The organism is Sporomusa acidovorans (assembly GCF_900101845.1).
Taxonomy (GTDB): Bacteria; Bacillota; Negativicutes; order Sporomusales; family Sporomusaceae; genus Sporomusa; species Sporomusa acidovorans.
Genome location: NZ_FNAM01000047.1, coordinates 1 through 14547 on the forward strand (window position 1 = coordinate 1; position 14547 = coordinate 14547).

The window sequence follows — 14547 nt, forward strand, 5'->3', positions numbered from 1 at the left end:
AAAGTCCTTTTTAATCCCTGCCTTTTTTCATGAACATGCCCTGACGTACTGATTATGACTGCTCCCGTTTAATGACCTCGGCAATGGCCGCGACAATCCGCTCCAGATCAGATAATACCGGTCCTTCCGCCATTACCCGGATAAGCGGCTCTGTCCCGGAAGGCCGCACCAGAATCCGGCCATTATCCCCAAGTTCGGCTTCACCGGCTTTGATGGCGGCTATTATCTTAGGGTTATTCTCCCAGCCCTGTTTACTCTTAACGCGAATATTTACCAATAGCTGCGGAAATCTGGTCATGACCTTTGCCAGTTGCGACATTTTTTGGCCACTCTGTTTTAAGGCGGCAGCAAGCTTCAGGGCTGTAATCAGACCGTCGCCGGTAGTGCTGTGCTGGCTAAATATGATATGGCCTGATTGTTCGCCGCCTAGTACCAGCTTATGTTTGAGCATGGCTTCCAGTACGTAGCGGTCGCCTACGGGGGTAACAAGCACCTTGCCGCCGGCATTTTTCATAGCCTGATGCAGGCCAAGATTGCTCATCACCGTGGCCACCAGAGTTTTGTCAGGCAGCGTATTTTGCCGGAGCATTTCCAAGGCACAGATGAGCATGATCTGATCGCCGTCAATGGGTTCGCCTGTTTCGTCAACAGCCAGGCAGCGGTCGGCATCCCCGTCATGAGCCAGCCCAAAGTCAGCTTTATGGTGAACGACGGCCGCCTGCAACTGTTCCAGGTGAGTAGATCCGCAGTTGGCGTTAATATTGATGCCATCAGGTTTATCATTGATGACGACAACCTCCGCCCCCAATTCCCGCAGGGCTGCGGGAGCTGCTTCATAGGCGGCACCGTTGGCACAGTCTACTATCACTTTTAACCCTTCTAAGGAAGCATCAACCGTTTCCAGAGCGTATTTTACATATTCATGCCATAAATCATGCTTGTAGGTAATAAGGCCGACACCGTCGGCGGTTGGCCAGGGCATGGTATCCTTGTCGGCTGTAATGAGTTTTTCCAGTTCGTCTTCGACGGCATCCGGCAGCTTATAGCCGGTGCCTGCGAAGAATTTAATGCCGTTATCGGGAAAAGGATTGTGGGACGCCGAAATAACGACACCGGCTTGCGCTCCATACCGCCTGGTTAGATAAGCTACTGCGGGCGTGGGAATCACCCCAAGTAAAGCGGCTTCCCCACCGGCTGAACAAATACCGGCCGCCAGCGCTGCTTCCAGCATATGCCCGGAAATACGGGTATCGCGTCCAATATAAAAAACCGGGCGTTTATGTTCTTTACCAAAATAGTAGGTTGCTGCCCGGCCCATTTTAAAAGCCAGTTCAGGAGTCAGTTCAGCATTAGCCAACCCGCGTACGCCGTCTGTTCCAAACAATCGTGTCATATATGTTGATACTCCCTTCGGTTTCTTAGTGTAAGCAGTGCGAAATCATGCCTTATATTCGCCAAAAAATCGGATGACCGCATTCATCCCATCCAGGGCGGCACTCATAATACCCCCGGCATAACCGGCACCCTCCCCAATCGGATAAAGCCCGGCCGTGTTCACTGACGCAAAATCCTGGCCGCGCAGCAGGCGGACAGGGGCTGACGTTCTGGTTTCGACACCGGTAAGCCCGGCTCCCGGATGATCAAAACCGCGAATCTTTCGCCCAAAATCCGGCAAAGCCCTGGCCAAAGTCCCTGCAACAAAGTCCGGCAAACATCCATGCAGGTCGGCAGGCGTTACGCCGGGTCGGTAACTAGGCTGGACAAGATAGCTGCGGCTGCCGCTTTTGCCTGTCAAAAAATCGCCGACTGTCTGGGCCGGGGCCGTATAGCTATGACCACCCAGGGCATACGCCAACCGTTCATAGCGTCGCTGAAATTCAATCCCGGCAAGTACCCCGGGGCCGAAATCAGCAGGGTTAACCGTCACCGCCAGCGCGCTGTTGGCAATGGCGGAGTCGCGCTTAAACAAACTCATCCCATTGGTTACTACGCCGCCGGCTTCCGAAGCGGCCGCTACGACCAGCCCGCCGGGGCACATGCAGAAAGAATAGGCCGCCCGGCCTGTCGCCTTGTCTTGATAGACCAGGGCATAGTCAGCAGCCCCCAGTTTGGGGTGGCCGGCGGCGGCGCCGTATTGAGCCGTATCAATGAGTTCCTGGGGATGCTCAATGCGCACACCGATCGCAAACGGTTTGGCCTCCATCGCGATGTCGGCCTGAAAAAGCATTTGATAGGTATCACGCGCGCTGTGGCCAATGGCCAAAAATAAGGCGTCACATGGCAAAAATCGATTATCATTGATGGTGATGCCGGTCAAACGGCCATCTTTCCTGGCGATGCCTGTCATTTTGGCCTCGAATTCAACCTGACCGCCCAGCTCAATTATTTTTTTGCGAATATTTCTTACGACTTGCCGCAGTTTGTCTGTGCCAATATGCGGTTTATGAAGATACTTGATTTCCGGCGGTGCACCGGCAGCTACCATAATAGCAAGAATCTGGGCCATCCGGGGATCAGTGACCCGGGTGGTAAGCTTGCCATCGGAAAATGTCCCCGCCCCACCCTCGCCGAACTGGACATTACTTTGTTCATCCAATTTACCTGTACGCCAGAAATCGGCAATATCCCGGTCTCGCCGCTCCACGTCCCGCCCGCGTTCAATTAACAGCGGTTTAAAGCCGTATTGGGCAAGCACATAGGCGGCAAACAGGCCTGCCGGTCCCGCACCTACCACAACCGGCGGATTTGTCAGATGTTTTTGGCCAAACTGAATATTTTCCCCGGCAGCAGGGATTGCCCGGACAACATCCTTATCCCCTCGGAGCCGGGACAATACCTGACCGTCCGGGACCGCCGCCGTGACCTCCAGCGTATAGACAAAAGTAATATGATTCTTCCGGCGGGCATCGACCGCCTGCCGGACAATAGCCACTTGCCGTATGGCATCGGCCGCCAGTTTTAACCGCTTGGCCGCCAGTAGCCTGAGTGGCGTATCATCGGTTAACGGTACACGAAAATTACTGATTCTAAGCAATGGTTCCTACTCCTTTAGCGTGGTCCGACTTTAACCCTGACAGTAACCGTCCCCACCGTACCGGTTGTGGCTTCCGGCAATAGCAGCTTGACTTCTTTTTCCGTATCTTTATTTATATCGGCTAAATTGACAGGTTCGGTATAAATAGCCTCCAGTTTTTCAATATCTTTGCCTGGCACTGTTTCCGTAATTTCAACTTTATCCGGCTGAGTCACAATACTCTTAATCGACAAACCCGGCGGTAATTCCCCCTGTGTGACCGGTCTTATATCCAGCGTTTTTTTCTTAAGTGTGCTTACCAGGTTGACGCTTACCCGGGTTCTTTCCGGATAAACGGCGATGCCTTCGACTTCTTTATCGGCGTGATTAAGCGGAACCAGCACCGCATCGGCGGTAATATCCGTATTTTTTCCTGCTAAATCGACCGCGGCTATTACTTTTTCCACTGTCTCCACAATGGTTTTAGGTCCCTCGATGGTGACAGACTCGGTTGCCGCAGCCGTCTTGCCAACCACCGTTCCTTTGGGCGGTGTGCCCGTTAACCGTACCTCAACAGGCAATTGCCGGCTGATAATGTTTTCAATCCTTACATTCACCTTGTCAGGAATAATTTCAACCAATTCTATATTCGAGGGAATAGTGGCACTAACAGTGACACTGTGAACTCCTTCGCTTAATCCTTTGACGTCCACAAAGGCCTTGAGGTCTTTGGTAAGCACGCCTGCCACCACGCTGCGCGGGCCACGGATTTTAACTTTGACTGTTTCAGGGACATCAGAAATTACCATACTTGTCGCCGCATTACGCACCTCCAGCGGCAGGGTAAAGGAAGCTTCAAACGGCGGATTTTGCTCATTCATAACATACATCCACAGGATAACAGCTAGAACAACAGCCAAAATCTTTGGTGTTATATTCTTTGTTTCCCCCGGTTTTTTAAAGAAGTTTTCAAAAAGCATTACGACGGCCTCCAGCTAAGTAGATCGCTTAAAGAAGAGCTTTTGGCCGCGAAAAGCGGCGTTAGTTGCTCTTTCAGACTTTCAGCATCCATATATCTGTGCAACCTGCCGCCCCGGGCCAGAGAGATAATCCCGGTTTCCTCGCTGACAATGATGACCACGGCATCAGTTTGTTCACTGATACCAATTGCCGCCCGGTGTCTGGTCCCCAGTTCCTTGGTCAGGGTTCGATCGTCAGACAGGGGCAACAAACAACCGGCCGCTTGCACCCGGTTAGCGCGAATAATAACGGCACCATCATGGAGTGGAGTATTGGGGATAAAAATATTAATTAAGAATTCGCTTGATACTAATCCATCCACTTTGATGCCTGTCTCAATATAGTCATTTAACCCGGTTTCCCGTTCCAGCACAATCAACGCACCAATTTTATTCTTTGACAGGGCGGTAACCGTTCTGGCCAGTTCGCTAAAAAGATTTTCTTTTTCTTCGGCGTTCAGTTGGCGGCTGTTTTGAAAAAATCGCCCCCGTCCCAGTTGCTCCAACGCCCGCCGAAGTTCAGGCTGAAAAACGACAGGCAAGGCGACTAATACCACTGTCATCGTCTTCTGCAGCAGCCAATTAATCACATTAAGCTCCAGCCACCGGCTAACCATGGTAGCCAGCAATAGAACAATCAGGCCTTTCAATAGCGCTACAGCCCTGGTATCGCGGATCATAACATAGAATTTATATAGAAAATAGGCAACAATTACAATATCAATAATATCGAGGAAACTAATTGTTGAAATTATGCCCCTTATTTGCAATAACATGCTATACACCTCAGCACGGAATAAAAAATTCAGTAACCTATAGCTTTATTCTACCCAATAATAGGAAAACCTTTTAGAAAAATGAGGTTTATTGAAAAATTATTAATTCATTTTTACGTATAGGCTGATCATTATGATAAGTGCCGGTTTGCATGACTAAATTAGGCTTGCGCCCTAACGGCACAAGCCTAATTTAGTCTATGTGTGTATAAAAACAAATTATAGTTTCGCTACTTCTTCAACCCAGCCAAATTTGTCGGCTACACGGCCCTGTTGCAAACCGGTAATATAGTCGAACAGTTTTTGTGAGGTTTCGCCGATTTGATTATTGTTAATCGTAATTTTCTTCCCTTTCCAGGAAAGCTCGCCAACCGGCGAAATAACGGCAGCTGTACCGGAGCCGAAGACCTCCTGCAGTTGTCCTTTAGCATGAGCTTCATAAACTTCTGCAATCGAAATGCGGCGTTCCGTAGCTTTCATGCCCCAGGACTTGGCAACCTGCAGCACGGAACGACGGGTGATGCCATTTAGGATGCTGCCATCAAGTTCGGGGGTAATAATCTCGTCATTAATTTTGAAGAAGATGTTCATTGTACCAACTTCTTCAATATATTTTTTTTCAATGGCATCAAGCCACAGAACCTGCGTATAGCCTTCTTCCTTAGCCACTTCAGAAGCTTTAAGACTGGCGGCATAGTTGGCCGGGGTTTTGGCTTCGCCCAGACCGCCTTTAACAGCGCGGGCAAAATGCTCCTCAACCTTAATCTTGACAGGTTTAAAGCCTGAGGCGTAATAGGCGCCAACCGGGGAAAGAATAATGAATAAAGTATACTGTTCGGCAACTTTTACGCCGACATAGGGATCAATGGAGATGACAAAAGGCCGAATATACAGGGAAGTTCCCAATGCTTTAGGTACCCAGTGCTTTTCAAGCTCAACCAGTTGTCTCAGGCCGGCATGAACTACATCAATGTCCATCCGGGGAATTGTCAGAATATCCGCCGAATTGTTAAAGCGTTTCAGGTGATCCATGGGCCGATACATTACAATACGGTTATCTTCCGTACGAAAAGCCTTCATCCCCTCAAAAATAGCCTGGCCATAGTGTAGCACCATAGCCGCCGGGGATATATCGTAATCTCCGTATGGAACAATGCGGGCATTATGCCAGCCTTTACCCTCGACATAGTCCATTGCAAACATGTGGTCAGTAAATATTTTACCAAATCCCAGTTTGTCTTCTGCGGGAAGTGTGCCGCGTTTATCAGCCAGTGTAACAGCAATATCTGTCATGTTAACAGGCCTCCTTGGATGTATATTTATGGTTATTATAGTTTGATTTTTGTATACATGTCAAGGCGTTTTTGTTGTTTCTCCATGACGGACTTGGCAATGTCGATGGTTTGTCCAACCTGAGTGGGCGATGTTCCACCCAGGGAATTACGTGCCGCTACGCAGGTTTCTACCGAAATGGCTTCCAGAATATCTGCTGCAAACAACGGCGAGAATTCTTTAAACTCCGTAAGTGTTAAGTCTGTCAGCGTCTTATGCTCATTTAGGCAGTAGGCTACGCATTTACCAACGACTTCGTGTGCTTGCCGGAAGGGCAAACCTTTTTTAACAAGATAGTCGGCCATGTCGGTGGCATTGGAAAAATCAGTTTTCAGCGCCTGGCGCATAGCACCGGCATTGACTTTCGTCCCGCGCAGCATGGCAGCATAGACTGTCAGACTGAACTTAACGGTATCTATGGTATCAAACAGGCCCTCTTTGTCCTCCTGCAGGTCTTTGTTATAAGCCAGCGGCAGTCCTTTGGCCACTGTCAGCATAGCCATAAGATGGCCAAACACTCTGCCGGTTTTGCCCCGTACTAACTCGGCGACATCCGGGTTTTTTTTCTGGGGCATAATGCTGGAACCGGTGCAGTGAGCGTCATCAAGCTCAATAAAGGAAAATTCGGTTGAGGACCACAGAATAATCTCTTCACTGAGACGGCTTAAGTGCATCATAAGAATCGAGGCAAACGCCAAAAATTCGAGGATATAATCCCGGTCGCTGACAGCATCCAGGCTATTTTCGTAAATCCGGCCAAAGTTAAGTTCTCTGGCCACCTGCTCCCGGTCAATGGGGAACGTCGTGCCCGCCAGAGCGCCGGCGCCCAGCGGCATAATATCGGCGGATTCCCATACCCCGCCCAATCGCCGGAAATCCCGCTCGAACATGAAGAAGTAAGCCAGCATGTGATGCGAAAATAAAATAGGCTGTGCCCGCTGCAGATGCGTGTAGCCAGGCATAATGACATCGGGATATTTGCTTGCCGTATCAAGAACGGCCTGCTCTAAGTCAAATAAGAGCTTGGCAACTTCGCCCACCTGCTCACGAACATACATATGGGTATCAAGCGCAACCTGGTCGTTCCGGCTGCGGGCCGTATGCAGCCTCCCGCCTGCCGCCCCAATGCGCTCAGTCAAACGCTTCTCAATGTTCATATGAATGTCTTCTAAGGATACTTCAAAACTGAAATTGCCAGCCTCAATATCCGCCAGTATGCCTTGGAGCCCATCAATAATCAGCGTAGCATCTTCCTGGCTGATGATACCGCAACTCGCCAGCATCTTGGCATGAGCAATACTGCCGGCAATATCCTGGCGGTACATGCGACTGTCAAAAGAAATGGAGGAGGTAAACTCCTCCACCATCACATCCGTGTTTTTGGCGAAACGTCCGCCCCACAGTTTACTCATTGTTTTTCTTAGCCTCTGCTTTCATCATAGCCCGAACCTTGAGCGGCAGGCCAAAGAGGTTTATAAAGCCTTCAGCGTCGCCATGGTTGTACAGTTCTTCACTGTCGCCAAAGGTTACGATTTTTTCATTGTAGAGGGAATATGGCGATGTAGCGCCGGCGCTTATGATATTGCCTTTATAGAGTTTCAGGCGGACAGTACCGGTAACGGTTTGCTGCGTGGCAGTGACGAATGCGTCAAGGGCTTCTCTCAGTGGCGCAAACCACATGCCGTCATAAACCAATTCCGCATATTTGATCGCAACTTGCTCTTTATAGTGGAGAGTAGCCCGGTCCAGTGTCAAATATTCCAGTTCACGGTGCGCATAGTATAAAATAGCGCCGCCGGGATTTTCGTACACGCCGCGGGATTTCATGCCAACAAGCCGGTTTTCTACAATGTCGGCAATGCCAATGCCGTTAGCGGCGCCGATTTCGTTGAGTTTGGTCAACAGAGCCACAGCATCCAGCTTCGCGCCGTCGACGGCAACAGGCGTCCCTTGTTCAAAACCAATTTCAATATAAAGGGGTGTATCCGGAGCTTTTTCCGGCGGCGTTGTAATCATGTAGACATCATCTTTAGGCTCATTGGCCGGATTTTCAAGATCAGCGCCTTCATGGCTCAAATGCCAGATATTCCGGTCCATGCTGTAGGGGCGTGATTTGGTAACAGGTACCGGAATGCCATGCTTTTCCGCATAATCAATCGCATCTTCGCGGGAACGGATATTCCAGAGCCGCCAGGGAGCAATAATCTTGAGATGGGGAGCCAGCGCTTTTACAGTAAGTTCAAACCGTACCTGGTCGTTGCCTTTGCCTGTGGCGCCATGACAGATGGCGTCAGCCCCTTCTTTAATCGCAATATCCACAAGCGCTTTGGCGATGATCGGCCGGGCAAAGGAAGTCCCCAGCAGGTATTTGCCTTCATAAACCGCACCCGCTTTTAATGTGGGCCATACATAGTCTTTAACAAACGGGGCCGTTAAATCCTCAATATATACCTTGCTGGCGCCTGACTTAATCGCTTTTTCGCGCACAGGCGCCAGTTCGTCGCCCTGCCCCACATCGGCGCACATCGCAATCACTTCGCAGCCATAGTTTTCCTTAAGCCAAGGAATAATAACCGAGGTGTCCAGGCCGCCCGAATAAGCCAGGACAACTTTTTTAATGTCACTCATGATCTATTTCCTCCCTAATTCTTGAATTGGTATGACAGTAATTGGTGATAAATTTATAAACTATTCGCTATCTGCTATTTTGTTCCTGCAATTCAAAAGCGCAAAAAGTAGGATTGCCACACCCAAGCTCGCGCTAACCATTTAACAGGTCATTGCGAGAAAGAATGACGGATATCTTGCGTTTCGTCTTCCCCCGTAACCTAGAAAGTTATGAGCAGCCGGAACTTGTTAGAAATGTCCAGATGCGAGGCACGACGAGGAGGTGCAGCGCGGCGTACAGTCGTACGTAAGCAAGCCCCCGCAGGAGAAACGAAGCAGATGGGCGTTTATAACAAGTTCTATCGTATTGGCCGCTTAATCAGCCATTAATAGAGCCATTATTGCCTTTTGGATATGCAGCCGGTTCTCCGCTTCATCAAACACAACAGAATTAGGCCCTTCCATCACGTCGTCGGTGATTTCTTCACCGCGGTGAGCCGGCAGACAGTGCATAACCAGCGAATCCTTTCTGGCTACCTGCATGATGGCGCTATTGATCTGGAAGCCGGCAAACGCCTGCTTGCGGATCGCCTGCTCGCCTTCTTTGCCCATACTTGCCCAGACGTCGGTGTAAAGCACATCGGCGTCTTTGGCGGCAGCGAACGGATCGTCAACAATCGTGATCTTGCTGCCGGAAAGCTTGGCGGCGACCGCCGCCTGTTCCACGATGGTAGCATCCGGCGCATAGTTGGGCGGCGTAGCCACACTGATATCCATACCCACTTTGGCACAGATATGCAACAGCGAGTTAACCATATTGTTGCCATCGCCAATATAGCACAATTTAAGCCCTTTTAAGCTGCCTTTATGCTCAAGGGTAGTAAATATATCGGCCATTGCCTGACAAGGGTGTAAGAGGTCGGTTAAGGCGTTTATAACGGGAATACTCGCATAATCGGCAAGTTCTTCTACTTCCAGATGGGAAAATGTACGAATCATAATACCGTCCAGATAACGGGACAGTACGCGTGCCGTATCTTTAACCGGCTCTCCCCGGCCGATTTGCAGGTCATGAGAAGACAAGAACAGGGCCGTGCCGCCAAGCTGGTACATGCCAACTTCAAAGGAAACCCTTGTCCTGGTGGATGCTTTTTGGAAAATCATGCCCAGGGTCTTGCCTTTTAACAACGGATGCGGCTCACCAGCCTTTTGCCTTGCCTTGAGTATTTTGGCAAAGTCAAAAATCTGATATATTTCATCAACCGATAAATCATGTATTGACAGAAAGTCTTTTCCTTTCAGACTCATTCCTAACACTCCCCCAGATTAAAGTTGTACAGCCGCCAGTGTTTTCTCTAAAATGGCCGTCATTTCATCAACATGGTCTTTGGTAATGATCAGCGGCGGTACAAACCGGAGTACATCACCGGCAGTGCAGTTAATGATCGCACCTTGGTTCATACACTCGTTTACAATATCCCGGCCCGGACGGGTGAGTTTGGCCCCCACGATCAAGCCTTTGCCCCGCACTTCGGTAATCAGTGCCGGAAATTTGTTTTTAAGCCGATTAAGTTTTGCCACAAGATAGTCGCCTATTGTCTGAGCATTTTCCAGCAGTTTTTCCTCTTCGATAACTTTCAGGACCGCATTAGCGGCCGCACACGCCAACGGATTGCCGCCAAAGGTGGTGCCGTGGTCGCCTGGTCCGAAAGCGGCGGCTACTTTATCGGTGGTGATAAAAGCGCCAATCGGCACACCGCCTGCCAAGCCTTTGGCCAAGGTAACAATATCGGGCTTAATGCCAAAAAGCTCATAGGCAAACATCTTGCCGGTCCGTCCGATACCGGACTGAATTTCATCCAGAATGAGCAGGGCCCCGTATTTGTCGCACAACTGGCGGACTTTGGCCAGATAATCCTTGTCCGGTATGTTTACGCCGCCTTCTCCCTGAATGGGTTCCAGCATTACGGCACAAGTCTTGTCTGACACCACCGCTGCCAGCGCCGCCAGGTCATTGAACGGAACATGCTTAAAGCCGCCCGGCAGGGGCTCATAGCCATGCTGGTATTTGGGCTGGCCGGTGGCGGTCAGAGTAGCCAGCGTCCTCCCGTGGAAAGAATGTTCGGCCGCAATAATGTCAACTTTATCGGCAGCAATCGTTTTGCCGTATTTACGTGCCAGCTTAATAGCCCCTTCATTGGCTTCGGCGCCGCTATTGCCGAAAAACGCCTTGTCAAGGCCGCTTAACGCCACCAGTTTCTTGGCAAGCAAAGCCTGTGCCTCGGTGTAGTACAGGTTGGAACAATGAATCATTTTTCCTGCTTGATCAGCAACGGCTTTCACCAAGGCGGGATGTGCGTGTCCTAAAACATTTACGGCAATACCGGCCAGAAAATCGATGTATTTCTTTCCTTCAATATCATAGACATAAGGGCCTTCGCCATGACTAAGAACTATGCTATACCGGGCAAATACCGGCAGATAATTTTCTTTATCAACGTCAAATACCGTCTGTTTATCCACTGATATACCTCCTATATTTGACCACCTCAGTACCGATGCCCTCGGTGGTGAAAATTTCCAAGAGCAAAGAGTGGGGTTTGCGGCCATCAATAATATGGGTCTTGGCCACGCCGGCAGCCAACGCTTTCACACATGCCTCCACCTTGGGAATCATGCCCCCGTCAATACTGCCGGTTTTAATCATTTCCTGCGCTTCCGCCAGCGACAAGGTGGAAACAAAACTGCTCTTATCATTGTAGTCGCGGTAAATACCCTCAACATCCGTAATCAAGGCCAGTTTTTCGGCCCCCAGTGCGGCCGCCAGTTCGCCGGCCACATAATCGGCGTTAATGTTATAGGTAGCGCCGTCTTTGCCGACGCCTATCGGTGAAATAACCGGGATATAGCCCTGCTCTAAGAAATTTTCAACAATCCCAATATTTAGCTTCAGAACATCACCGACAAAACCAATGTCGACTTCTTTAACCTGACCGTTTTCGCGAACTTTGGCCAAGTGCTTGGCAGCAATAATAAGATCGGCATCTTTACCGCTTAAGCCGACTGCTTTTGCGCCGAGAAAATTTAAATATTTTACGATTTCGCTGTTGATTTTGCCGACAAGCACCATTTCGGCAATATCTACAGTCTCGGCATCGGTTACCCGGAGGCCGCTGACAAAGCTGGACTCTTTGCCCAGTTTTTTCAGCATGCCGGTTATTTCCGGGCCGCCGCCATGAACAACTACCGGCCGGATGCCCGCATATTTTAGGAAAATAATATCCTGCATCACGCTTTTTTTAAGTTCGTCATTGAGCATGGCGTTGCCGCCATATTTAATGACAACTGTATTGCCGGAAAACCGCTGCAAATATGGTAGGGCTTCAATCAGCACAGCCGCTTTTTCTACCGAATTAATCATAGAATCATTCCTTTCCCAATTTTAAAAATTCCCAAACTATTATTTAACCATTTAGGTCGTATATTCACCGTTGATTTTGACGTATTCATAAGAAAAATCACAGGTCCACACCGTAGCCGAAGCAGCGCCTATGCCCAAATGCACTGTAACGGCAATATCTTTAGCCGCCATTACTTCTTTGAGTTTTGCGGCATCAAGCCTGGTCGCTCCCTGGCCGTTCTCAACGATCGTTAAGCCGCCGATCATCAGCGAAGCCTTATCCGGCTGCACGTTTGCACCCGAATAGCCGGCAGCACAGAGAATGCGGCCCCAATTGGGGTCCTGACCAAAGAAGGCAGTCTTAACAAGCGGCGATTTGGCAATCGCCATAGCAACACATTTGGCATCAGCAAAAGACGCCGCACCGTCCACCGTAATCGCGAGAAATTTAGTTGCCCCTTCGCCATCACGCACAATGAGCTGCGCCAGTTCCGTACAAACTGTTTGTAACGCTTTATAGAATTCCTGGTAAGTTGGGCTGGCGGTCGCCGTAATTAGTTCATTGCCGGCCTGACCGTTGGCCAACACAGCCACCGTATCATTTGTACTGGTATCGCCGTCGACAGAAATCATATTGTAAGACAATTCAACGGCCTGGCTAAGCGCCTGGTTGAGCAGGGAGGGCTCTATGGCGGCGTCGGTGGTAATAAAGGACAGCATGGTTGCCATATTGGGATGAATCATACCCGCCCCTTTGGCAATGCCGGCAATCTTGCAGAGTTTACCCCCCAGGGTAAATTCATAAGCACAGGATTTAGAAAATGTATCGGTTGTCATGATTGCAGCCAGCATTGACTCGTGGCCGCTCGGGGATAATGCCGCAGCCGCCTGGTTAATGCCTTGTGTAACTTTGGCCATCGGCAGGTTGATGCCAATGACACCGGTGGAGGCCACCAACACCTCATAATCATCGAGGCTAAGGGCCTGGGCTGCCTGATGAGCCATTGTCCGGGCATCGGTAAGGCCCTGCTCACCGGTACAGGCATTGGCACAGCCGGAATTAACAACAATGGCGCGCGCTCTACCGCGGCTAACAGCCTCTTGGGAGACAAGCACAGGCGCAGCCGCCATTTTATTAGTCGTAAATTTGGCAGCCGCTGCCGCGGGAACCGTACTATAAAGAATGCCTACATCTTCTTTGCCGTTCTTTTTTATACCGGCATGCACGCCGGCGGCCTTAAACCCTTGCGGCGCCGTGATCCCGCCTGTGATTTTAGTTAACATTAACACTCCTCCTACGGATACACGGGGGCATAATCAAGCCCAGTCCGCTCATCGATATTAAATAGTACATTCATATTTTGAATTGCTTGACCGGCCGCACCTTTAACCAGATTGTCAATCGCGGCGATGGCAACAACCCGGCCGGTACGTTTGTCAATATGCCAGCCCAGGTCGCAGAAATTGCTGCCGCGGGTATTTTTCGTCGCCGGACAGCCACCCCGCCCCAGCAAGCGAATAAAATATTCCTTACCGTAAAGGGAAACATAGGCTGCATCAACCTGCTCCGCCGTAACACCTGCTTTAAGATTGGCATAGCAGGTGCTGAGAATGCCTCTGGCCATAGGAATCAAATGCGGCGTAAAGCTAAGGATTATGTCTTCGCCGGCCAATCTGCCCAGCACTTCCTCAATCTCCGGCGTATGGCGGTGCCCGCCCACGTTATAAGCCTTAACACTCTCAAAGACTTCCGTAAAATGCGAGCCGAGATTCAGTCCCCGCCCGGCCCCTGACACACCGGACTTTGCATCCACAATAATAGTCGTCAAATCGACCAGTTTATTTTTAACTAAGGGTGCCAGCGCTAAAATACTGGCTGTTGTATAGCAGCCGGGATTGCCGACAATGGCTGCCTCCCGGATCTGGCTGCGGTTTAGTTCGGTCAGACCATATACGGCATTGGCGTTCCGGTGGGTGTGGGGAACTTTGTACCATTGTTCGTATGTGTCATGATTTTTAAACCGGTAATCGGCACCAAGATCAATAATTTTGATGTTGGCATTAATGGCCGTTGCCTTCCGCCCCACTTCCATCGCATGACCATGCGGCAGCCCAATAAAAATAACATCACTGTCTGCTGCTATTTTTTCTAAGCTTGCCAGATTGGTCAGTTTTTGGGTATAAAATCGCGTAAGATGAGGGTATATATCAGCAATGGCCGTTCCTGGCTGACTTTCGGAAGTAATATATTGTATTTCGGCAGCCGGATGGGATGCCAGTATGCGCAGTAATTCCGCACCGGTGTAACCGGTAGCGCCAACAATGCTTATTTTCATAGTCCTCGCTCCTTTTGTAATATTATACATTACATATGAATAATAATGCAAGTATTTTTGTGTT

Annotated in this window: 12 protein-coding genes; all 12 read right to left on the bottom strand. The window is 49.8% G+C overall.

Going from position 1 to position 14547, the window contains the following annotated elements:
- Positions 1-52: 52 nt before the first annotated feature.
- Positions 53-1393, bottom strand: a complete 1341-nt coding sequence (glmM, locus tag BLR65_RS23200) for a phosphoglucosamine mutase (protein WP_093796540.1) — start codon at positions 1391-1393, stop codon at positions 53-55.
- Positions 1394-1438: 45 nt separating this feature from the next.
- Positions 1439-3034 carry an NAD(P)/FAD-dependent oxidoreductase gene (locus BLR65_RS23205; RefSeq protein ID WP_093796541.1) on the bottom strand — a complete coding sequence of 532 codons (1596 nt, stop codon included), beginning with the start codon at positions 3032-3034 and terminating at the stop codon, positions 1439-1441.
- Between the two features lie 14 nt (positions 3035-3048).
- The gene (locus BLR65_RS23210; RefSeq protein WP_093796542.1) at positions 3049-3993 is read right to left on the bottom strand and encodes a CdaR family protein; all 945 of its coding nucleotides are present in this window, start codon (positions 3991-3993) and stop codon (positions 3049-3051) included.
- The gene (cdaA, locus tag BLR65_RS23215) at positions 3993-4808 is read right to left on the bottom strand and encodes a diadenylate cyclase CdaA (protein WP_093796543.1); all 816 of its coding nucleotides are present in this window, start codon (positions 4806-4808) and stop codon (positions 3993-3995) included. Before cdaA ends, BLR65_RS23210 begins: the two co-directional genes overlap by 1 nt.
- A 219-nt stretch (positions 4809-5027) precedes the next feature.
- Complete coding sequence (locus BLR65_RS23220) at positions 5028-6101, bottom strand: branched-chain amino acid aminotransferase (RefSeq protein WP_093796544.1); 1074 nt, start codon at positions 6099-6101, stop codon at positions 5028-5030.
- A gap of 35 nt (positions 6102-6136) precedes the next feature.
- A complete protein-coding gene (argH, locus tag BLR65_RS23225) occupies positions 6137-7552 on the bottom strand; it encodes an argininosuccinate lyase (RefSeq protein WP_093796545.1) in 1416 nt (471 codons plus the stop codon).
- Positions 7545-8768: an argininosuccinate synthase gene (locus BLR65_RS23230; RefSeq protein ID WP_093796546.1), complete on the bottom strand. Its 1224-nt coding sequence runs from the start codon at positions 8766-8768 to the stop codon at positions 7545-7547. The genes argH and BLR65_RS23230 overlap by 8 nt, the downstream gene beginning before the upstream one ends.
- A gap of 354 nt (positions 8769-9122) precedes the next feature.
- Positions 9123-10055, bottom strand: coding sequence for an ornithine carbamoyltransferase (gene argF / locus BLR65_RS23235; protein WP_093796547.1), 933 nt, complete (start codon positions 10053-10055; stop codon positions 9123-9125).
- Between the two features lie 18 nt (positions 10056-10073).
- A complete protein-coding gene (locus BLR65_RS23240) occupies positions 10074-11270 on the bottom strand; it encodes an acetylornithine transaminase (RefSeq protein ID WP_245693003.1) in 1197 nt (398 codons plus the stop codon).
- On the bottom strand, positions 11263-12168 hold the full coding sequence (gene argB, locus BLR65_RS23245) for an acetylglutamate kinase (protein WP_093796549.1): 906 nt from the start codon (positions 12166-12168) through the stop codon (positions 11263-11265). Before argB ends, BLR65_RS23240 begins: the two co-directional genes overlap by 8 nt.
- A 51-nt stretch (positions 12169-12219) precedes the next feature.
- Positions 12220-13431: a bifunctional glutamate N-acetyltransferase/amino-acid acetyltransferase ArgJ gene (gene argJ / locus BLR65_RS23250; protein WP_093796550.1), complete on the bottom strand. Its 1212-nt coding sequence runs from the start codon at positions 13429-13431 to the stop codon at positions 12220-12222.
- Between the two features lie 11 nt (positions 13432-13442).
- Entirely contained in the window at positions 13443-14483 is a 1041-nt protein-coding gene (argC, locus tag BLR65_RS23255) for an N-acetyl-gamma-glutamyl-phosphate reductase (protein ID WP_093796551.1), read from the bottom strand.
- Positions 14484-14547 lie beyond the last annotated feature (64 nt).